This window comes from Oligoflexus tunisiensis (assembly GCF_001748245.1).
GTDB lineage: Bacteria > Bdellovibrionota_B > Oligoflexia > Oligoflexales > Oligoflexaceae > Oligoflexus > Oligoflexus tunisiensis.
This window is the reverse complement of the sequence record NZ_BDFO01000001.1, coordinates 24,168-44,089: the sequence shown is the minus strand read 5'-3', so window position 1 is coordinate 44,089 and position 19,922 is coordinate 24,168. Positions and strand designations below refer to the sequence as shown.

At 53.0% G+C, this 19,922-nt stretch carries 19 protein-coding genes; 8 read left to right on the top strand and 11 right to left on the bottom strand.

Annotated features, from left to right (window positions below):
- The first annotated feature begins 71 nt into the window (after positions 1-71).
- A complete protein-coding gene (locus OLTU_RS00190) occupies positions 72-1,427 on the top strand; it encodes a hypothetical protein (RefSeq protein WP_141730759.1) in 1,356 nt (451 codons plus the stop codon).
- 17 nt (positions 1,428-1,444) lie between these two features.
- On the opposite strand, the gene OLTU_RS00185 is transcribed toward OLTU_RS00190, so the two are convergent.
- The 3 genes from OLTU_RS00185 to OLTU_RS00175 all read right to left on the bottom strand — a co-directional run bounded on the left by OLTU_RS00185 (position 1,445) and on the right by OLTU_RS00175 (position 4,141).
- The gene (locus OLTU_RS00185) at positions 1,445-2,131 is read right to left on the bottom strand and encodes a CBM21 domain-containing protein (protein ID WP_218109750.1); all 687 of its coding nucleotides are present in this window, start codon (positions 2,129-2,131) and stop codon (positions 1,445-1,447) included.
- 105 nt (positions 2,132-2,236) lie between these two features.
- On the bottom strand, positions 2,237-2,743 hold the full coding sequence (locus OLTU_RS00180) for a hypothetical protein (RefSeq protein WP_141730757.1): 507 nt from the start codon (positions 2,741-2,743) through the stop codon (positions 2,237-2,239).
- 405 nt (positions 2,744-3,148) lie between these two features.
- Complete coding sequence (locus OLTU_RS00175; RefSeq protein WP_176736210.1) at positions 3,149-4,141, bottom strand: helix-turn-helix domain-containing protein; 993 nt, start codon at positions 4,139-4,141, stop codon at positions 3,149-3,151.
- A gap of 416 nt (positions 4,142-4,557) precedes the next feature.
- On the opposite strand from OLTU_RS00175, the gene OLTU_RS00170 reads away from it, so the two are divergent.
- Entirely contained in the window at positions 4,558-5,199 is a 642-nt protein-coding gene (locus tag OLTU_RS00170; protein WP_141730755.1) for a hypothetical protein, read from the top strand.
- 12 nt (positions 5,200-5,211) lie between these two features.
- On the opposite strand, the gene OLTU_RS00165 is transcribed toward OLTU_RS00170, so the two are convergent.
- A complete protein-coding gene (locus tag OLTU_RS00165; RefSeq protein ID WP_141730754.1) occupies positions 5,212-5,574 on the bottom strand; it encodes a DUF4180 domain-containing protein in 363 nt (120 codons plus the stop codon).
- A 30-nt stretch (positions 5,575-5,604) separates the two neighbouring features.
- Positions 5,605-6,525: a pseudouridine-5'-phosphate glycosidase gene (locus tag OLTU_RS00160; RefSeq protein ID WP_141730753.1), complete on the bottom strand. Its 921-nt coding sequence runs from the start codon at positions 6,523-6,525 to the stop codon at positions 5,605-5,607.
- A 154-nt stretch (positions 6,526-6,679) separates the two neighbouring features.
- Between OLTU_RS00160 and gcvT the strand changes: the two genes are divergently transcribed.
- The 4 genes from gcvT to OLTU_RS00140 all read left to right on the top strand — a co-directional run bounded on the left by gcvT (position 6,680) and on the right by OLTU_RS00140 (position 9,843).
- Positions 6,680-7,789, top strand: coding sequence for a glycine cleavage system aminomethyltransferase GcvT (gene gcvT / locus OLTU_RS00155; RefSeq protein ID WP_141730752.1), 1,110 nt, complete (start codon positions 6,680-6,682; stop codon positions 7,787-7,789).
- Between the two features lie 39 nt (positions 7,790-7,828).
- Positions 7,829-8,209 (top strand): glycine cleavage system protein GcvH, encoded by a 381-nt coding sequence (gcvH, locus tag OLTU_RS00150; protein WP_141730751.1) that lies wholly within the window; start codon positions 7,829-7,831, stop codon positions 8,207-8,209.
- A 165-nt stretch (positions 8,210-8,374) separates the two neighbouring features.
- The gene (locus tag OLTU_RS00145) at positions 8,375-8,593 is read left to right on the top strand and encodes a helix-turn-helix domain-containing protein (RefSeq protein ID WP_141730750.1); all 219 of its coding nucleotides are present in this window, start codon (positions 8,375-8,377) and stop codon (positions 8,591-8,593) included.
- On the top strand, positions 8,590-9,843 hold the full coding sequence (locus tag OLTU_RS00140) for a type II toxin-antitoxin system HipA family toxin (RefSeq protein ID WP_141730749.1): 1,254 nt from the start codon (positions 8,590-8,592) through the stop codon (positions 9,841-9,843). The genes OLTU_RS00145 and OLTU_RS00140 overlap by 4 nt, the downstream gene beginning before the upstream one ends.
- Positions 9,844-9,857: 14 nt before the next feature.
- On the opposite strand, the gene OLTU_RS00135 is transcribed toward OLTU_RS00140, so the two are convergent.
- The 4 genes from OLTU_RS00135 to OLTU_RS00120 form a co-directional block, all read right to left on the bottom strand.
- Entirely contained in the window at positions 9,858-10,850 is a 993-nt protein-coding gene (locus OLTU_RS00135; protein WP_218109749.1) for a rod shape-determining protein, read from the bottom strand.
- A 117-nt stretch (positions 10,851-10,967) separates the two neighbouring features.
- Positions 10,968-11,378 carry a nucleoside diphosphate kinase regulator gene (rnk, locus tag OLTU_RS00130; protein ID WP_176736209.1) on the bottom strand — a complete coding sequence of 137 codons (411 nt, stop codon included), beginning with the start codon at positions 11,376-11,378 and terminating at the stop codon, positions 10,968-10,970.
- Between the two features lie 379 nt (positions 11,379-11,757).
- A complete protein-coding gene (locus OLTU_RS00125; protein WP_141730746.1) occupies positions 11,758-12,714 on the bottom strand; it encodes a sterol desaturase family protein in 957 nt (318 codons plus the stop codon).
- Positions 12,707-13,906, bottom strand: a complete 1,200-nt coding sequence (locus tag OLTU_RS00120; protein ID WP_176736208.1) for an imelysin family protein — start codon at positions 13,904-13,906, stop codon at positions 12,707-12,709. The genes OLTU_RS00125 and OLTU_RS00120 overlap by 8 nt, the downstream gene beginning before the upstream one ends.
- 339 nt (positions 13,907-14,245) lie before the next feature.
- Here OLTU_RS00120 and gcvP point away from each other — a divergent pair, with 339 nt between their 5' ends.
- Positions 14,246-17,116, top strand: coding sequence for an aminomethyl-transferring glycine dehydrogenase (gene gcvP, locus OLTU_RS00115; RefSeq protein WP_141730744.1), 2,871 nt, complete (start codon positions 14,246-14,248; stop codon positions 17,114-17,116).
- A 258-nt stretch (positions 17,117-17,374) separates the two neighbouring features.
- Positions 17,375-17,695, top strand: a complete 321-nt coding sequence (locus OLTU_RS00110; RefSeq protein WP_141730743.1) for a DnaJ family domain-containing protein — start codon at positions 17,375-17,377, stop codon at positions 17,693-17,695.
- 79 nt (positions 17,696-17,774) lie between these two features.
- Here the strand turns inward: OLTU_RS00110 and OLTU_RS00105 are convergent, their stop codons facing one another.
- A complete protein-coding gene (locus OLTU_RS00105) occupies positions 17,775-18,971 on the bottom strand; it encodes a hypothetical protein (RefSeq protein ID WP_141730742.1) in 1,197 nt (398 codons plus the stop codon).
- Positions 18,972-19,107: 136 nt separating this feature from the next.
- Positions 19,108-19,911: a DUF4423 domain-containing protein gene (locus OLTU_RS00100; RefSeq protein WP_141730741.1), complete on the bottom strand. Its 804-nt coding sequence runs from the start codon at positions 19,909-19,911 to the stop codon at positions 19,108-19,110.
- Positions 19,912-19,922: the final 11 nt, after the last annotated feature.

Genomic DNA, 19,922 nt, shown 5'->3' with positions numbered 1-19,922 from the left:
CCCGCCCTTTCGTTTTTCGAGTGAATGATTGGTCTCTCTGTCGGAAAGTTAAACGCGGGAGAAACTTTGATATGAAAAAACTCTGGCTGGGCTGGTGGATCCTGGGTCTCTTGCATATGAATGCGTGTACCGGCAAAAGTCAGGATCAATCGCATGAACCACTGGACATTGATTTCTGCACGCGGATGTCTGGGGAGGGACTGGAGGAGTTTCAGCGCGAGCTTTTGCAAAAGATCAGTGCCAGCACCTGCCCGGGAACCTGTCCACTTGAGAATTTGGAGCTGACTCCAGGTGCGGCACGCGCGGAGAGTCTGGGACAGAGAATCCTACTGATTGATGATGCGGTGGACCTTCCAGCTTTCACGCGTTATCGTTCCCGAACCCTGGCCAGTCTGAGGCTTCATCCCTCGGGTCGTTATGAAGAAACACACTGGAAAACCAGCATCAATCGGGATGCTCTGGGAATCCTGGAGCAGGTGAACAACTACAAAAACTTTATTCCAGTCGCCTGTCTTGATGTGGCTCTGCCGTTTCTGGAGAAGTTTGGAGCACAACTGCCACAGCTCACGGGCCATGGCATGGATATCCTGCCCAGTCTGGCTGATGCCAATCCCAAGGCGCAGTTTGTCGTGAGCGAGGATCAGCTTTCCGATGTCTTGACCAAGGATCGCCTGTGTCCCTTGTTAAATGATGATGTAGGAGCCTGGTCGCAATTGGATGAGGCCATCAGTCATATGGAGGAATCTCTTGTGGCCGCTATACAGAAGCATGCGATCAACTACGTGCACCTTTCCTGGGGACTCGAGGATAAGGGTTTGCGGGAAAGGTTCAAGATGTGCGGATTGCAGCAGCCTTCAGTTGAAATCATACAGAAGATTTTGGATCGTTATGCGATGCTCTTTGAACGGATGACCCAATTGCGCAGCCCTACGGATCGGGGTGAGCAGCCGGTCTATATTTTTCAGGCGGCACCATCAGCTTCCTATACCCTACAGGAAAATGATCCGAATTATGCCCTGGATTGCCGTTTGATTCCTGGACGCATCCGTGTGAATGCAGCTTCGTATCATGGTTTCGATATCCCGGATGCGGGCAGTAGCGGAGCGCATGCGCTGGCGGCTCATGAAAGCAACGGCAAGGCTTGCACGAATTTTTACATTGTGACTGGATACAAGGGGCTCTTTGATCCTGAGGCTCGCAGGGAACGTATTCCTTCAGCTCCTCTGGGATTGGGTTATCTGCCCGCACCCAGCTGGCCTTCGGCTTCCTCCTTTGCCAATCCTCTGGGGTTGTCGCTGTTTCTATATCAAAGGCAGCTGTCTCCTCAGGCGGGGCATGAGGAGGTTTTGCAAGGGCTGTTAGGGCAGGGTTCGCCCAGGGTTTATGATCCTCTCCTGCACAAACAGCTGCAGATCTTTGAGGACTGAGCATGGGCCAAAGGCTGTCAGCGTCTGATGCGATAGTACAGCCCATAATTCGTATCCAGGAACTGGCCTGCCTTCGCTGAAATCAGAAGGCCGTTGACATCGAGGCCTTCGGAAACCGGAACAGCTGCCTGCCAAAGTTGAAAGCCGGATGGATAGGTTTCCTTATATTCAGCCTCCAGAGTCAGTACCTGATCTCCCTCTTCAAGCTGAACCTGCACCGGGTGGCCGTTGGCATAACGGCCATCCACAGCCAGGTCGATCCAAATCCTGTCATCTCCGCTCATGTGCGCGCTGGTCACGGCCAGGGGGCGGGCCTCGTCGAGGTGAAGGTCAATGCCATACCGTTTGTTTTGATAGTTTTGCCCCTGGTTGTTGTCCCAGTAGGTTGTGCCTGCCACGGAATAGGCGATGGCGAAAGCTTCCACGGGACCGGCGGCTTCGAAGGCCCAGGCTTCGTAACCATCATTGGCAGGCGCATGGTAAGTTGCCTTGGTTGTGATCCATTCGGTTCCGGTCCATGGGGTTTTGTAGGCGACTTCCACCACTTTTTCGAAGGCAAGATTTTTAACTTCGATGATGCCGAAGGTGCGTTCGTGGCGATAGCAGCCGCTGATCGGTGGGCATTGAATACTCTGAGCCCAGGCCAGGCGCACCTCCTCTGCGGCGAAGGTTGGAAGTGAGGAGCTGAATAGGATCAGAGCCATGAATCGTGTCAACATTGCTGTTCCCTTCTGTGTGATCGTTGCGTTGCGAGGATAGCTCAAACGATTTGTCTCGTCAGCTCGATCTGAGCAGGTTAACTGTCCAGCTTACGCAACATGCCCGGGAACACCAAACCGGGTCCTGCTTATTTCTTGACTCGCAAGCTCCTCCTCATCCGGAATCGTTCCACCATTCAAGAGAAGCCTCGCAGAGCCTGGTCTTCCGAGCTCCATTCCCAGGCGTTCCATGATGAGGTTGGCGAGAGTTGGACTCATGGCTTTGCCTTTGAATATATTCGTGACCGAGGCTTTGTGAAGGCCGAGAAGCTTTCCCAAGTCAGAGCGATTGACTCCCAGGATATCCTGTATGGCCTTAAGCTCGTCCGGAGTGATAGTACGTTGGCCCAGCAGGATAGGGCGGTACTGGTTTTTGAAAAACCTAAGGGCAAGTTCCCGTTCCATCCGGAGGATTTCAGTTGCAGAAATGCTGTAGTCGGCATTTTCAAGGTTTTCTTCATTGCTCCATCCATCAGGAACAGAGACGATCACTTGATCAAAAATCATTTCGCCAAAGGCGTTTCTGTATTTGTAATCGTTGATTGGTATGCTTCTCATTATTTTTCCCTCACGTCTCGATAGGCGTGAACCACCATTATTAATTGACCTGAATCATTGCGCTCAAAAAGTATTGCGATCTCAGTTTTTCGGCCCTCATCGTCCTTGCAAAGCCAAAGATACGAGCTGGGCAAGGCCGTTGGGTAACGATTATAATTGAAGGACGCCTTTGCTCTTGATGAGGCGGACCAGTTCCAGTGGAGAAAATCCTCTTTCCGGATGATCCTTCCAGGCGTGACGCCGTATTTCTATTGCGTTTCGGACTCGAAGCAGATTGAAGAGTTGTCGAGCCTCTTTTAGCTTCATCCCAACATATCCCCCTTTTCGGAAGTTGTCTAATACAACTTTAAACTGTACTTAATGTGGTCACTATGACCATTAAAAAGTCGTTCTTCTATTCTAAATTCAATGAGTTATACCTTGACCATGCACTGCAAAGGGGTACTGAAACAACTCAGCCATAAGCGAGGGCCACGGCTCGATATAGTTGTGAGACTTCTTCACAACAAACGAGGGAATCTGATCCATGATTTCCTGAATCTCGGCCTGGCTGTTTGCCATGGACAGGGCTTGATCCACTTTCTGAGTGATATCCCGTTTGTCTTTCTCAGCCATGTCGAAGCCTGAAAAAAGGAAATTGATACTATGAGCCCGACCCAGCAGATACGAATCCGACGCCAGCCTAAGCAGACGTTCCATATAAAAAATCTCATGCCCACGAATACGGACATATTGCTGAAGAAAAGTTTCCTTCTGTCCTTTGGTAACAGGCTTCTTTGTTACATCCTCCCAGACCTCAACAATCCGATCCACTTCAGACTTCATCGTGAAGATGTCACGGTCATCGGAACAGGAAGCTGTGGACTTGGGATTATCTTTCGGGTGGTCCTTCAAGGAATTAGGCAACGGCTCGCGATGGGGGGTGGTACGGGAACCGCGGGGGGAGGGGCCTTGTGAGGAGAGGGGAGGGGTGTGGATGAGAGTGAGACTCGAACGCCTGCGGATGCTTTTGATCTGGTTTCGGGAAGCCAGGACGTCGGTGTAAGTATCGAAGGCCTGGGTGGTGAAAGAGTAGTCGTTGGAGCTTTGCTGGAACTTGCCTTGTGTGTTGAGAAACCGCACGGTTTTGGTTTTGAGATAGTTCTTGGATTCGAGTGAGCGGAGTTTTTTGCGAACCGTGGATTCGCTAATTTTTGTGGAACGGGCAATCGTGGCTATGGAAGGGAAAGCCGGATGGTCGATAAAGCCTTTGTCGAAGGGCATCAGAGAGCCTAGATAGGTCAGGATGCTGTGTTCATAATGATCGATGTCATGCAAATGATCGAACGCTCTGAGGTAGCGACCGCCTGAAAATACTGGATGATCCGGGGAGTTATAAGAAAGCTGCGCGTTTGACATGAGTCCCTCATTCCATGAGGGAGACGCTGACATTGAAAAGCGGATGCAAGTCGCCTATGATCCGTCGAACGGAACGGCGGGGTCCGCTTTTTTGCGATTGTCAGGCTCCGTAGTTTCAGGAAGCTGGAGTTGGCGCTCCGGCTTCCACCAAAAGCCAAATGTTGCGCCTACCTTATGCACAACGGGTGAAAGTTCAAAGCGAAAATTTTGTCGTAAGTGAAAGCCCGCGCGTTGTTATCAAGAAAGCCCCAACCCGAACCGACCGCCTCTCCGAATCCCCTCCCAACGGACTATATAAATACCGACTGCCGGATGCAAAATACCTGCAATTTATTGATATTAATGCAGTTCTTGGCATTCTTATCCTTTTAGTAAGATTAGCCGATAAAGCTCTGAAATACAGAGCGAGAACCACCATGAAACAGAACCTGATCATCATAGTTTTCATGCTTCTGGCCTCTGCCATCGCACAGGCACAGAGTCAGGTTCCGACCAAACCACGTCCTGCCAGGTTTTCGCTTCAGCTTCCCGTTTTGAAATATACGACGAGTACCGTTGAGGCCAATGGGGCTTCAGAGAAGGTTAATGAACTGACCACTCAGGCGCTCGATGATGGTTTCATCGGTATCACGCACGGGAAAATCGGCCTCTACATTTTCCCCTTTGATGATGGGAATCACTTTGTCTCCATTGGCTACATGATCACCAATGACATCGAACTCGGTGCGGATATTGGCTTGAATCAGACGGCCAGCTCAGATTCCACGTTATTTGGCGGCTGGGGTGTATATTACACGTCCTGGGGATCCCTGGATCTCGAACATGGGGCGAGCTTTTCCTTAAGCAGCCGAACCGATAAAAATCCACCCAACCCGGATTCCAAGTCGAGTGAAACGTCCATTAAAATATCCGAGACGATTGTCTATCCCCTGGCGCGAAATCTTCGCTATTTCGGAGGCGCCTTCATTCGCAATAAGAGCGGGGAAGCGAACGGGGCCAAAACCTCGGCGTTTCAAATTGGTTTCATCCTGGCTGGTTTGCGGATCAAGTGGCTCTAAGGCCCCCGAATTTCAAGCTTGAGACAATTTCTTCACAGCAGCATCAATATCGTCAACAAAGAAAACTGTCCTGCCTCGATTGCATTCCACGATAAAATCGCGAAGGCTTTGGCTTTCATATTTGTCGAACGAACCGACGATGGCGAGTCGCATGCGGTAATTTGAGAACTTCTGCAGAATTTCACCTGCGATCCTGGTTTTCAGGTCGAAAAAATCCGGATCAAAATTTTTTTCATGAATGATGAGATTCTGGCAACCGTCGTAGCTGGCTGTCGCCATGATGTCGAGAATGTCCTGGGCTTCTTTTAACTGCAGGTCATCTGAAACAAGCTCGCCAAAAGTCTGACCATTCCGCTCAAAGATCCGAATTTCCATGTCCTCTCCCTTGCGCAGTCTTGTGGCGGATCAACGAGCGTCGCCTGCCGCCACACTTACAGCCAGCCGCGCCCCCACACGCGCATTGTTTTTCACCAGGGCGATATTGGATTTCAAGCTTCTCCCCTGCGTGCGCTCCACAATGTTTTTCAGCAAAAACGGGGTGACAGCCTTGCCGGAAATCCCCTGACGTTGAGCGTCACTCAATGCCTCTTCGATAGTCTTATCGATTTCGATAGCAGGAATCTCGTGTTCCGCAGGGATCGGGTTCGCCACGACCACGCCGCCCTTCAAACCCAGTTCATACTTGGTCCTGATGATGCCAGCCAGGGCCGCGAGGTCATCAACCCGTTGCAGCACAGGGCATCCACTCGATCGCGTGAAGAACGCAGGGAACTCATCCGTGCCATATCCGATCACGGGGACGCCCGATGTTTCCAGGACTTCGAGGGTCTTCGGTATATCCAGGATGGACTTCACGCCTGCACAAATAACGCACACATCCGTTTGCATGAGTTCGGTCAGATCCGCGGAAATATCCCAGCTCTCCGCAGCCCCGCGATGCACGCCTCCCAATCCTCCGGTCACAAAAATCCGGATGCCGGCCCATTGCGCCGCGATCATCGTTCCGGCGACCGTGGTGGCTCCGTCCATTTTTTGAGCAACCAAAAGAGGAAAGTCGCGTCGTGATACTTTTTCCACCGAACGGTTCTGTCCAAAGCTTTCCAGCTCCTCCTCGGTGAGCCCGATCTTGACCCGCCCCTTGATGATCCCAATCGTGGCCGGCACGGCTCCCTCCGATCGGATGATCGCTTCCACCTCACGCGCGGTGGCCACATTCTGCGGGTAAGGCATGCCGTGCGAGATGATCGTCGATTCCAGGGCGACGACCGCGCGCCCTTCCGCTTTGGCCTGGGCTACTTCGGGATGTATGTCAAGATAAGGGTGCATACCAGAGTCCTTTCCTTCGATCGAATGACCGGCTGACAAGACCTTTTTTTGCGACTCAAGTCAACTGCTCTGACGTCGGTGTGCTCTGGACTTTCGCAGGCGGCTTGAGTACCCTCGGGGCCTCGGTAAAATCGTTAGAAATAGGGGCGCCAATATGGAAGAAAAGCTCAAGACCACACCGTTATACGCCATCCATAAAAAGCTGAAAGCGAAGACAGCAGGATTTGGCGGCTGGGATATGCCCATCAGTTACGAAGGCGTGCTCGCGGAACATAAAACCGTGCGGGAAAGCTGCGGGATTTTTGATGTCTCCCACATGGGTGAGATTTTCGTTTCCGGCCCCGATGCTCTGAAATTTCTGCAGTTCCACACCGTGAACGACGTCAGCCGCCTCGGCATCGGCAATGGCCAGTACAGTGCGCTGCCCACGCCGGACGCGGGCTTTGTGGATGACCTCATTATATACAGATTGGCGGAAGACACCTATCTGCTCTGCGTGAATGCTTCGAATGCGGACAAGGATTATCAGTGGCTCGTCGATCACAAGGCCGGCAACAACGTGAAACTGGACAATCAATCCCCGCAGTGGGCGCAGATTGCCGTTCAAGGGCCGAAGAGCCAGGAATGTTTGAAAGCGCTTTTGAATCCGAATGATCAGAAGAAAGTCGAGGCGCTGAAATATACCGATATCGTGCCCACGGAATTTTTCGGACAGATGGGCTATACCGCACGCACGGGTTACACCGGCGAGTGGGGTTATGAAATCTATCTGCCGAACGCGGTGGCTGAGCAGGCGTTCGTGACTTTGCTCGAAAAAACACCAGCAAAACCGATCGGCCTCGGCGCGCGGGATACGCTGCGTTTGGAAGCCTGTTATCTGCTCTATGGCAATGACATGGATGAAACCGTGTCGCCGATCGAAGCGGGCATCGGCTGGGCTGTGCGTTTTGAAAAGGGTGATTTCCTCGGCAAGGAAAAGATGGAAGCGCAAAAAGCTGGGAAAATTCCTGCACGCAAAATGGTGGCCTTCCAGCTGGAAGAGCAGGGAATTCCCCGTCACGGCATGGATATTTATAAGGGCGATCGCAAGATCGGTGTCGTGACCAGCGGTTCGCATCTGCCGACGCTCAACTTTGCGGGCGGCATGGCGCTGATTGAAAAGGATGGCGGCCAGCCGGGTGACACGTTTGACGTTGATGTACGCGGCAAAAGAAAAGTTGCGAAGATCGTGAAAAGACCCCTATATTCGTCCCAGGTTAAGTGATCGCCTGAGCCGTATTTTCATGCTTGAAAGAGGTAAACAATGTCATTTCCTAAGGACCTGAAATACACCCGTGAACATGAGTGGATCCGCCTTGAAAACGGCAAAGCAACCATCGGCGTGACGGGCTATGCTTTGGAGCAGCTGGGCGACGTGGTTCACCTGGAACTCCCCAAAGTGGGTGAGACTTTCAAGGCTGGTTCAACCTTTGGCACCATCGAATCCACCAAGACGGTGTCGGACCTCTATATGCCGATCACCTGCAAGGTATCGGCTGTCAATGCCGATGCCACCAAAAACCTCGAAAGTCTGGCGGAAGATCCTTATAAAAAAGGCTGGCTGATTCAGGTTGAGTACGCGAAGGAAGACGGCGAGCTGATCTCGGCGTCAGAGTACGAGTCGTATATCGCGGAAGAAGAGTGAATTGTCCGGGCCGCCGGTCCAACCGGCCTGATTTTGTATAGCGTACTATACATTTTAGGCCGATATCCCGCCTTTCCCGCTCGGAAGTATAGTATTCTATACATTCTTTACCCGGTCCCTCCTGAAGCCTGATAAAGTATACTGAAGTATACATGGGAGGCGCGTATGCATATCAAGACCACGGCCCAACTCATCGAATTTCTTCGGGAAACACGCAAGAGACAGCATGTCACGCAGGAGCAGTTGGCCGACTTCACCGGTTTGCAGCGCATTGGTATTGTGCGTATTGAATCGGGGCAGACCGAACCCAGGATTTCCACAGTTTTGAGAATATGTGAGATGCTCGGCGTCAAACTCATCTGTCAGACCGATGGTGATGCATGAATCCGCTCTATCTGTTTTATGAAAAAAAACGGGTGGGGGCCTTTACACCAGATGAATCCCTGCGGCTGGAGTTTCAATACGATGAGACCTGGATCAAATGGTCTGAAGCTTTTCCGCTGTCACTCTCTTTGCCTCTGCAGAAGGCGGTTCATCTGCATCCACGTCCCGCCATATTTCTTGAAAACCTTCTGCCGGAGGAAAAAATTCGTCGGACCATTGAACAGGCGTATAAGCTGCCCAAGGATAGCCCTTACCAGTTTCTGAAAGAGTTTGGTGAAGACATAGCCGGAGCCTTTGTTATATCCGAGCACGAAGAAGCCGTGTCCCAGGCTGGTCAATTGATCGAAGTTCCTCTACAAACCATTGAAGATGCCATTGAAGACGGCCAGCAGCTCTATCAGTCCATGACCGCTACTTATGGCACAAAATTTTCACTGGCCGGTGCTCAGGATAAGTTTTGTATAGTGTACCAGGATGGAAAAGTCCATGTTGCAACGGGAAGTGCCCCATCCACACACATAGCCAAGGTGAATCTGGACTTTAGAAATTCACAAACAGTCTTCAACGAATATTTTTGCATGAAACTGGCTGAAAAGGTCGGCTTATCCGTGCCGGAGGTGGTCCTGATTCCCAAGCCTGCGCTGCTGATCATCAAGCGTTTTGATCGCACGGCTCAAGGCAGAACAGTTAAACGCATCCATCAGGAGGACTTCTGTCAAGCACAAGGAATAGCCAGCGGGCAGAAATACGAGGACCGCGGCGGCCCGGGTATTACACGGAATTACGAGTTGATTCGCCAACACAGTACGCAGCCCATCAAGGATCTTGAAGCCTTTCTGGATTGGATCGCATTCAACCTGATCATAGGAAACAATGATTCGCATTCGAAGAATATCAGCCTGCTCTACCACGAAAAAAATATCAGACTGGCTCCGTTCTATGACTTGCTCTCAACAACAGTTTATGAGCGGAGGTTTAGTCCGGATTTCGCGTTCAAGATCGGCAGCACCACGCGCTATGATGCCATACGCCGCTCAGACATTCAAATTCTTGAAAAATCCATCGGCGTTCGTGATGGCAAGTTTCTGAAAAATATGGCCCGTATCAGTGAAACCATTGCAGCTCATCTGGCTGATGTCAGAGCGTCCCTTGAAGAGCAGGCGCCAATGGCTACAATTGGCTCCCGCATTGAGCATGAAGTTCGCCAACGCCTTAAACATTTTCGGAAGCACGGGCATATCATCCCATGAAGGGCCGCGCAGACTCAGCTGCGCAACATCCGCAAAACCTCCATCTCCTCCAGCATACGGCCCGTTCCCCGCAGTGTTGCGCCGGCTGAATCGTTGGCGATGCGGACGGGGATGCCGAAGGACTCCTCGATCAGACAGCTGAGGTTTTTCAGTAGAGCGGAACCGCCGGTAAGGATGATGCCGCGATCGATCAGGTCGCCGGACAGCGTCGGTGGTGTGTTTTCCAGCGTCAGGCGAATCGTGCGAAGAATGGCGCTGACAGGGCCGAGGATGGCATCCTTGACCTGGCCCGAGGTGATTTTGCGCGTCTGGGGCAGATAGGAATGCACATCGATGCCTTTGACGGTGATTGTCTCCTCGGCCTGGCCATAGACATCGCAGAGCATGGGTTTCAGGCTTTCAATGGTGCGTTCACCAACAATCAGATCGCAGTGATTTCTAAAATAGTTGACCAGCGCATCGGTGATGGCATCACCGCCGACGCGGATGGATTCGGAATGCACGATGCCGCCCAGTGAGATGACGACAGCCTCGGTGATGCCGCTGCCGACATCGACGATCATGTTCGCCACGCTCTCGGAAATGTCGATATCCGCTCCAATCGCGGCGGCCAGGGGTTCCTCCACGACTCTGACGGTCGAGGTTTCAAAGACACTGGCCGCATCGAGAACGGCCCGCCGCTCCACATCGGAAATGCAGAAGGGCGCGCCGATCAGCACGCGGGGTTTTTTCAGGAAGCGGCCGATCCTGGTCCGCCGGGCAATCTCCCGAAGCATGAGTTTGGTGGCATCGAGCTGATCGATGACGCCGCCGTGCAGGGGGCGCACGGTTTCAACGCCGACCGGCTCCTTGCCGCGAATTTTGGAGGCCTCGTCGCCGATGGCCAGAATCGCTTTTTTGTGGCCGTACTCCCGAAAGCTGATGACAGAGGGTTCTTCGTAGACCCGCCCTTCGCCCTTGATGAAGACTGCCGTCTTTGATGTACCCAGGTCGATGGCAATGTCCATGGAGCTCAAATTTCTGTAGAACCTTTTCATCATCGAGAACAGTCCCCCTTTATTTCCTGTTCATGAGCTTAAAAAACTGGCTTGTCAATCCCTGAAGACCTGGAGCCAAACGCGCACCTAAAGATGCCAGTCGCCGCTGGACTCAGGCTGATACAGGATGGAGTCCACAACCAGGTTTCTGGTACGTCCGTTTCTACATTTCCAGGTGATGCGACGGCCCACGCGGGCGCCCAGCAGGGCCAGACCCAGGGGAGCCATGATCGAAATTCTGCCTTCATCAATATTGGCTTCGTGCGGAAAAACCAGCGACAGTTCGCCTATTTTTTCCAATTCACTATCCTCGCGGCAGCGAAACCTGGAATGCATGGTCACAAGATCAGACGGCACTTCGCTCTGCGGAATGATCTGCGCCCGTTCCATCTTCTCCTCCCAGGCTTCCAGAGCCGTGACGTCGACGGCAACATTATCCAGACAGTGGAGAATTCTTTCCAGGTCCTGATCTGTGATCATTTCATTCCATTTTACCATGTTTATGTCCCGAGTATTGAAGGTCCTGAGCATGAACGTTTCCTCCGATTTTTTGCAATGGAGTCAAGCAAACGCAATGTTCCAACGCATCTGAAGGATTCCAGATGGATGGGACATACGGATGCTATGTTTGTTTTGTGGGCTCCCCAGGATGCCTGGAGTTTTCCTGGCAGGAAAGTCCGTTGCACCCTGGGCTTAAGAGCGTGTGGGAACAGTAAGTCGACCAATACAAGTCAGCGAACCATTGGAAAATAGAACGCGAAGGCAGGCAATGCGCGAGATTCCCGGCAGAAAATTCTGTTTTTTGAGGAAATTATGCATAGCTCCACCACGGATCGACACGGATGCTCCAGGAACTATGGCACAACCTTGGGGGAAGTCAACCCGGGTTTTTCCGGCTGAAGGCCCGAAGATCACGGAAAGGCTGAAAATACAGGGTGATGACACTCTGCCGTTCATCCGACAGAGGCGAATCCTCGAGTCCAAAACGGAGGGGCTGCTGAACATTTTGCGGAAGAAAGTGGGTTTTCCAGAGCTTGTCCCACACGGCCAGACAGACCCCGAAATTTTTATCGTAATGCACGGAATCGCGACTGTGGTGAATCTGATGGGCTGCGGGACTGAGAAAGATCCGCTCCAGAGGACCGAAGTTTATCCAGACCTGAGAGTGTCGCAAATTGGAGCCGGCGAAATTGAAGAGAAAACCCAGGGCTTCCGCCCCGATGATATCCCAGCCGGAGACAGCTGAACCAAAGAGAAAGAAGAAAACGCCCGTGACCACACCATAGGTCAGCGCATTGCGAATGCGGGCCCAGAGAATGTCCACGGGATGGGTTCGCATCAGGGTCAGAGGCGTCATCACCAGCGCACTGTGATGAACCTGATGAAAGCACCAGAGCCAGCGCCAGCGGTGCTGCAAATAATGAAAGAAAAAACGGGCGAAGTCGTCGGCCAGAAAGATGACAACACTGTAAAGGGCTGTGACCCCGAACGGCGACCAGCCAAGGTCGGGCTTGCCGCCCATGATTTTGGTGAGCAGCAGGGAAATCACGGCCGCAATGCCGACCGCCGTGATGAAGGAGCTGGGAAAGACGAGCAGGCGGAAAAGATTATTGATCAAAATGATCTTCATATCCGCGAGCGAGGAGCGATGAAACCAGATACGCGGTGCAAACAGGGTTTTGAGGTTCTCCCCGCGCCGTGAGCCGGACACCACGATAATAAGCAGAAGGGAAGCCAGAAGGCTTCCCCAGAAAAATCGCTTGCTCGGATCGAAAAACATCAATCCGGGTTCAAGCAGCTGCTCAAGAACCATGTCCGGCTTTGTTTCAGTCATTATCACCCGAGCTTTGTGCTGGCGTGGACAGTTTCAGGATCTCCACGAATTCCGTCTTCAACTCATCCGTGATGACCTTGACATCCTGATAAAGAGCGCAGATCGCGACCTTGCGATCATCCGTCGTGGTCGCAGCGCAAGCGGCCTGATCCAGATTATTGATGAAATCCAAAAGGCTTTCGTCCGCGAGACTTTCCGCTGACGCCACAGCCTCGTCGATATCGGTCTGCATTTGCGTGGCCAGAGCCTCACCACCCGCGGCCTTCAGGTAATCATCAAAGCCGGCCTCGAACGCGGCCTTGAAACCGATCAGATTGTGCTGCACCGCGGCAAGACTTTGCTGAGACAGGGGATGCTCGATGCTTTCAGGACAGACATCGGTGCGGCAGGAGGAGTGAATTCCCAAGGGGATGCCGAGCTTTTTATCCTTCAGCGTGGCGTCGAGGAAGAAGAGGCTGTCTGAAATTACATTGATGCGGGTTTGCAGGTCCGTGTCTCCGGCCTCCGCAATCAGCTGATAATGATAACCCTGACTGCCATCATTCCACTTGTTTTGCAGGGTTTCGGCCTGGGTCACAAGGTCGGTCGCGAGCAACTTGAGATAGCCGCAGCGCAGCTCATGACGGGCGGCCTCCGTCCTGTCGTTCCAACCCTGCACCTGGGTATCATCGGCCTTGCAGGCGTGCAGGCTGTCATCATCATAAAGAAGATATTCGATGGCACTGAGACTTTTGGTCCCGTCGTCGGTCGACAGCGAGTAAGTTGCCGCATTCTGGGCCATGGCATTGACCTGACGATCCACGGCACAGGCGTTCAACACAGGCCAGGTGTAGATATCATAGCGCAGAATGCTTTCCTGATCGGTGAGAGGCCCGAATTGGAAGGCCTCAACCTCCTGCCAGAGAGCCATTGTTTCCTTCCATTCATTCTGAACGGGCGTCACGGCCGTAGCCCAGGCCGAACCGGTCGTCAAATTCTGGCAAAAGGAGTCCGTGACGGTTTTCAGAGCCTGGGTCCGCTCCACAAAACTCGCATAACGCGGCTGAATCACACCTTCGCTGATATCTTTCAAAAGTCCAAGACGATCAAAAGCAGGCAGCTGCTCCACAGCGGGGCTGTTGCTGCTGTTTTCTCCACAGCCTGCCACCGTAAAAGGCAGGGCCAATAAAAGGGTCCAATTCTTTTTCATCATCGCGTCACACTCGGCAGTATTGGCGTTAGAGGTCGGCAGCCGGCTCATCGGCTGTGCGCTATTATCCATGCTTCATGCAGGACCCTGAAGGATTAAATGATTTTGATTATCATTTCCATTGGAAATTGCCGGGTTCGCGCGGTGTTTTTGGAGAAAAACCAAGGAAAATAGCCGATGGGCCCGCAAAGGCCAAAGTCCTGGTATTCTTCCCAGTATTACACGAGGTTACGGCCGCCTGTCACAGCGCACTAAGTCGCGAGGATCATTTGCGTTTTCTCTCTCCTTTAGCTAGATTACCGACGTTCATGACAACTCACGACACAAAGGTGGACCATTTCCATGTCTCACGTCTGGGAAAAAGCAAATGATGTTCAGCAGTTTTCTGGTCGTCACATCGGACCGTCGGATTCCGATGTCCAAGCTATGCTGCAAGAGCTCGGTTATGCCAGTCTTGATGAATTAACCCGTACCGCTTTGCCCAAAGCCATTCAGGACACAGCGCTTTTGGATCTTCCGGCTGCCTTGCAGGAGCATGAGGCGCTCGCTGAGCTGAAGCGCATCATGAGCCAAAATAAATTGAATCGTTCCTATATCGGTCTCGGATACTACGACACGGTCACACCTTCCGTTGTGCTGCGGAACATCATCGAAAATCCCGCCTGGTATACCCAGTACACGCCTTATCAGGCGGAGATTGCTCAGGGCCGCATGGAGGCGCTGATCAACTTCCAGACCATGGTTTCTGATCTGACCGGCCTGCCTTTCTCCAACGCCTCGCTTCTGGATGAAGGCACGGCGGCGGCGGAAGCGATGTCGATGAGTCGGGATCTGGCCGCGGAAGGTCTGGGTGATGTGTATTACATCGCTCAAAACTGTCTGCCGCAAACCATTGAAGTCGTCCGCACCCGGGCTCTGGCTCTGGGGCTGAAGGTTTCGGTCGTGGATCCACAGAAGGTGAACTTCGGCAGTGAGGCCTTCGGTCTTCTGCTGCAGTATCCCGCTGCCGACGGCCGCGTCGAGGATTACCGGAATCTGATCGCCCAGGCGAAAAACAAGGGACTGATTGTCACACTCGCCACCGATCTCTTGGCGCTTTGTGTGCTGGCCGCGCCGGGTGAACTGGGCGCGGATATTGCGGTTGGGAGCTCGCAGCGCTTTGGTGTGCCGCTCGGCTACGGCGGACCACACGCCGGTTTCTTTGCCACCAAGGATGAATTCAAGCGCCGCATGCCAGGTCGTATCATTGGGGTTTCCAAGGATGCGAATGGACAGAACGGTTTCCGTCTCTCGCTGCAAACGCGCGAGCAGCATATTCGCCGTGACAAGGCGACCAGTAACATCTGTACCGCCCAGGTTCTGCTGGCGATCATGGCTTCGATGTATGCCGTCTATCACGGTCCCAAAGGCCTGAAGCGCATTGCGGAACGCACCCATGCCCTGACCCGGGTCCTCGGAACAGGTCTGAAAAAGCTGGGTTATGCCCTGAAATCGGAAAATTATTTCGATACCCTTGCGGTGAAGCTGGATCAGGCGCAGGCGGACGGTCTGATGCGGGCTGCGCTGGCGAAGAACGTCAACCTCGGTCGATTGGATGATAGCGTTCTGATCGCCCTGGATGAGAAGGCCGATGCCCAGCAGGTCAGCGAACTTCTTTCGATCTTTGCGGAAGGCAAGCCGGTGCCGGTTCTGAAGGATCTGGCCGCGGCGGCTGGTGAAGCGATTCCTGCGGCTCTGGTCCGGACTTCGGCTTACCTGCAGCACCCGATCTTCAATAGCTATCAATCGGAATCGGAGATGATGCGGTATATCCGCAAGCTGGAGTCGCGCGATCTTTCGCTGACCCGTTCGATGATTCCGCTTGGATCCTGTACGATGAAGCTGAATGCTGCTTCGGAACTTCTGCCCATCACCTGGCCGGAAGTGAATGGGCTGCATCCTTTTGTGCCCGTGGATCAGGCGAAAGGTTACAAACAGCTCTTTGAGCAGCTCGAAAATTACCTTGCGGTTTGTACGGGCTTTGACGCCATCTCTCTGCAGCCGAACTCCGGCGCGCAAGGGGAGTATGCGGGTCTGCTTGTCATCAACAAGTTCCATGAGTCGCAGGGTCAGGGTCATCGCAAGGTGTGCCTGATCCCCAGCTCGGCGCACGGCACCAACCCGGCTTCGGCTGTGATGGCCGGCATGCAGGTCATCGTCGTGAAGTGTGACAATGACGGCAACATCGACCTTGCGGATCTGAAGACAAAAGCGGTGGAACACAAGAATGATCTGGCCGCTCTGATGATCACCTATCCTTCGACGCACGGCGTGTTCGAAGAGGAGATCGTGCAGATCTGTAACATCATTCATGAGAATGGTGGCCAGGTTTATATGGACGGCGCGAACCTGAATGCTCAGATCGGTCTCTGCCGGCCTGGGAAATATGGTCCGGATGTTTGCCATTTGAATCTGCACAAGACCTTCTGCATTCCGCACGGTGGCGGGGGACCTGGCGTCGGACCGATCGGCGTGAAAAAGCATCTGGCTCCGTTCCTGCCGAATCATCCTCTGGTGAAAATGGGCGGTGACAAGGGCGTCGGTCCCATCGCGGCCGCTCCCTGGGGCAGTGCCAGCATTCTGCCGATCTCGTGGATGTATATACGCATGATGGGTCCTGACGGTTTGAAAAAGGCCACCCAGGTGGCCATCCTGAATGCGAACTACATGGCGAAGCGCCTCGACAGTTCCTTCCCGGTGGTTTATCGCGCGAAAAATGGCCTTGTGGCTCATGAGTGTATCGTCGATCTGAAGGAAGTGAAGAAAACCGCGGATGTCAGCGTCGATGATATTGCCAAGCGTTTGATCGACTATGGTTATCATGCTCCGACCGTTTCCTGGCCGGTTCCCAACACCATGATGATCGAGCCGACTGAATCGGAGTCGAAGGCGGAGCTTGATCGGTTCTGCGAGACGATGATCAGCATTCGGAATGAGATTCGTGAAGTGGAGCAGGGCAAGGCGCCGAAGGATAATAACGTGCTGAAGCATGCGCCGCATACGGCAGCCGTTCTTACCGGTGGCTGGGATCGGCCTTACAGTCGTGAACAGGCCGCGTTTCCGAAGGCATGGGTGAAGGAGAACAAGTTCTGGCCTTATGTGGGACGTGTGGACAATGCCTACGGGGATCGGAATTTGGTTTGTACGTGTCCGGATATTTCCTCTTATAGCTAAGCTCACAAGCCAAGGGGGCTGCCAAATGACAGCCCCCTTGCCACGAGCCATTGGATTGTTTTTCCAGTTAGAAGTCTATTGAGGTAGCTAATTGGTAATTTTCTTCCAATAATAGACTGTCATTCAGTACTAATCTTCCAATAAGCAGCCGCGACCAGATGCCTGTCACGCATAATAAATCAATATAAACAATGACTTATACCTGAGAACGATCTTCTTTGGAGAAAAAATACCGAGTATGCGGCACAAGGCATTGCCATGGAAAAAAGCTTTCTCATCAGTGCCTATGCCCCAGGAGGCTATCACATGAAGTCCAGTTGGCAGATTGAAAACTTGATTCGAGAGGCTATCGAGGCAGGTGAATTCGATAATCTTCCTGGTGCTGGAAAACCTTTGGAGATTGACACCAACCAGGACGTCATGCAGTCCAAGTTGCGGGACCTTGGCTTTGTTCCGAAAGAAGTTCATCTACGCAAGCAGCTGGCATTACTGGAAAATACGCCGGCCAACTTCAAATTGCGACAGGAGCTTATGATAGAGATTGATATATTGACTCAAACCCGCCTTGGAAAAATTTGAGAATTCCGCTGGGTGAAAAGAGAGTATGGACGATATTCGTCGTCCATACTCATCAAGATTGCAAAGACTTCGAACGGGGTTATTGCAGATGTGTTGCCAGCCAGTTGAGATCCCAGGCCACATCACGTCGCACGCGTTCGGCCAGGGAAATCTGCGGCAAACCTACAAAATAAGACATATTGTGAAAATCATTGCCGTCCTGATTAAAGCGATGACAGCTCGCGCAGCTCGTATTGTTGGGCAGGATCTGATTGCGATCCGCAAGGCGTGGCAGGAGGCGATTGCGATCCACAGCATTGAAGATCACGGAATTTCTCAGCTCCTGGGCGATGGCGGCCGAAACGGGTGTGCGCAGGAGGCGAGGATCATCCTGCTGCCGACTGGCTGAACTATGATCGCCAAAGTTGAAGATTTCCGTTCCATCCCTGGTGGAGAGAATGGAGAGATTGCGCGGCTGAAGCTGGCCCGACTGGCCATGGAAGGCGATAAAACTCCAGCCATTGATGGCTCCCGGAGCCCGACCGGCAGGCAGCGAGAAGGCTGTGGCTTCCTTGATGAGGTGCGCAGGCGCATAGGCCTGAAGCCAGGTCAAAAGCCGACTGCGGAAGAGGGCAAACTCGGGGCGACCATACTCAGGTCGCAGGCCATGTCCTGCATATGAGGCATTCAGGGTCCGCAGCCAGATGGTATTGCCGATGAGACGCTGAACGACCTTGTTCCGGAGGGCACGGAATTCCGCTTCCTCCTGGGCATTCAGAAGATTGTTCGGATCCTTGAAGCCCCAGTAGTAGGAGAAAAGGCGATTCCGCAAGGCGATGACGCGGCTCAGCTCCTCCTGACTCAGAGCATCCGTTGGAAAAACATCGTAAGTCGCATGAATCGCGCGATCATCAGCAAACAGACCGCCCGTCGTGGTTCGCACGATCGGCTGCCAGACGAGCCGCACCTCAGGCCAGCAATGTTCCCGGACATTGTCCGTGGGAACAAGGCCGATGGGCATGCAGGGCGCCACACGAATCCCGGTCAGCTGCCAATGATCGTAAACGTTCTCACGTTCCAGGGCATCGCCAACCGGCGTCTGCCGAAAACCGTTCAGAACAGCCTGATACCAGGATTGGGGAAAAAGAATTCCCGCGCCTGCATTCTGAAAACGAATGGCCTGGGCGGGATCGCGATCCAGCACAAGGGCGAGATCCTTTTCCGCCAAAGCCTGGCCCATCAAGGGCCGTGACAGCACGAGGATGAACAGGAGACAAGATCGATACCAGAGTTTCATGATGCCCTCTCTTCATAACAAGGTGAAGCGATGAGCCTTACTCTAGCGTTTCGCTGCCGGCTGACTACGCATTAGCGATTAATCTTCAGGCGGAATATTGCCTAACTATGAACATCGGGAACCATCTTTCTCCAACTCAGTAGAGATCCAGAGTCAGGACATAAGCCTGTTCCACGCGCGGACAAGCGGCCACGAGGCTCTGGGCCTGGACGATGGCTGATTTGAAGATCTCCTTGATGCGCCCCTTGGTATCAGCGTCGCAGGTGAAGGTTGCCGAGAAATGATAGTCGTGCGGCTGGCGCTCCGAACTCGTCAGGTGATGCAGGGCATCGATTCGCCAGTTCTTATGGTTCTGCAGGGAGAGCGGATGATGTTCATCGAGGTGAATGCTCTGCTCCACGTGATGAACGGCGCCTCCATGGAAGCGAATGAGCCCCAGCTGATGCAGGCGTTCCAGAAGCTTTTGCAGTTCATGCTCGCTGAGCCCGAGGCGCCGGGAAATCTGCTGAGGATAGGCGCGGAAGCGCGGCACGGTCAGCAGCATATGGACCTTGGCCAGACGGATATCGCTGAAGTAAAGATCGATTTGCTCAGGGCCCAGCCGGGTCATTTCCCCCTGCAATTGCTGGCTCAAACGCAGGTGCTCCTCCTGAACCGCCTCGATGCGTTGCTTCAAAAACTGCTTGTGTTCATGGTGGCTGCTGCGGCTTAGTTCGCCCAACATCAGAACAAAGTTGATGTCCTCCTCCTGCAGCTCCATGGCCTTACAGATCTTGAAAAGCTGCTCTGCTGAAAATTCAGCATCACCGGTCATGACCCGGGAAAAGTAACTCGTATGAATCTGGCAGGCAGTGGCCAGAGCGCGATGCGAGCTATCGTGGCTTTTGACGAAAGCCCGTATAATTTCGCGATAACATTGGTGTCCATAAATCCTGTTCACTTGAAAGCAAT

What these genes read in the sequence shown, in the direction of transcription:
- OLTU_RS00190 (WP_141730759.1), top strand. Translation starts at nt 72, where the DNA reads ATGAAAAAACTCTGGCTGGGCTGGTGGATCCTGGGTCTCTTGCATATG.
- OLTU_RS00185 (WP_218109750.1), bottom strand. Translation starts at nt 2,131, where the DNA reads ATGGCTCTGATCCTATTCAGCTCCTCACTTCCAACCTTCGCCGCAGAG.
- OLTU_RS00180 (WP_141730757.1), bottom strand. Translation starts at nt 2,743, where the DNA reads ATGAGAAGCATACCAATCAACGATTACAAATACAGAAACGCCTTTGGC.
- OLTU_RS00175 (WP_176736210.1), bottom strand. Translation starts at nt 4,141, where the DNA reads ATGTCAAACGCGCAGCTTTCTTATAACTCCCCGGATCATCCAGTATTT.
- OLTU_RS00170 (WP_141730755.1), top strand. Translation starts at nt 4,558, where the DNA reads ATGAAACAGAACCTGATCATCATAGTTTTCATGCTTCTGGCCTCTGCC.
- OLTU_RS00165 (WP_141730754.1), bottom strand. Translation starts at nt 5,574, where the DNA reads ATGGAAATTCGGATCTTTGAGCGGAATGGTCAGACTTTTGGCGAGCTT.
- OLTU_RS00160 (WP_141730753.1), bottom strand. Translation starts at nt 6,525, where the DNA reads ATGCACCCTTATCTTGACATACATCCCGAAGTAGCCCAGGCCAAAGCG.
- gcvT (WP_141730752.1), top strand. Translation starts at nt 6,680, where the DNA reads ATGGAAGAAAAGCTCAAGACCACACCGTTATACGCCATCCATAAAAAG.
- gcvH (WP_141730751.1), top strand. Translation starts at nt 7,829, where the DNA reads ATGTCATTTCCTAAGGACCTGAAATACACCCGTGAACATGAGTGGATC.
- OLTU_RS00145 (WP_141730750.1), top strand. Translation starts at nt 8,375, where the DNA reads ATGCATATCAAGACCACGGCCCAACTCATCGAATTTCTTCGGGAAACA.
- OLTU_RS00140 (WP_141730749.1), top strand. Translation starts at nt 8,590, where the DNA reads ATGAATCCGCTCTATCTGTTTTATGAAAAAAAACGGGTGGGGGCCTTT.
- OLTU_RS00135 (WP_218109749.1), bottom strand. Translation starts at nt 10,850, where the DNA reads ATGGACATTGCCATCGACCTGGGTACATCAAAGACGGCAGTCTTCATC.
- rnk (WP_176736209.1), bottom strand. Translation starts at nt 11,378, where the DNA reads ATGGTAAAATGGAATGAAATGATCACAGATCAGGACCTGGAAAGAATT.
- OLTU_RS00125 (WP_141730746.1), bottom strand. Translation starts at nt 12,714, where the DNA reads ATGACTGAAACAAAGCCGGACATGGTTCTTGAGCAGCTGCTTGAACCC.
- OLTU_RS00120 (WP_176736208.1), bottom strand. Translation starts at nt 13,906, where the DNA reads ATGATGAAAAAGAATTGGACCCTTTTATTGGCCCTGCCTTTTACGGTG.
- gcvP (WP_141730744.1), top strand. Translation starts at nt 14,246, where the DNA reads ATGTCTCACGTCTGGGAAAAAGCAAATGATGTTCAGCAGTTTTCTGGT.
- OLTU_RS00110 (WP_141730743.1), top strand. Translation starts at nt 17,375, where the DNA reads ATGGAAAAAAGCTTTCTCATCAGTGCCTATGCCCCAGGAGGCTATCAC.
- OLTU_RS00105 (WP_141730742.1), bottom strand. Translation starts at nt 18,971, where the DNA reads ATGAAACTCTGGTATCGATCTTGTCTCCTGTTCATCCTCGTGCTGTCA.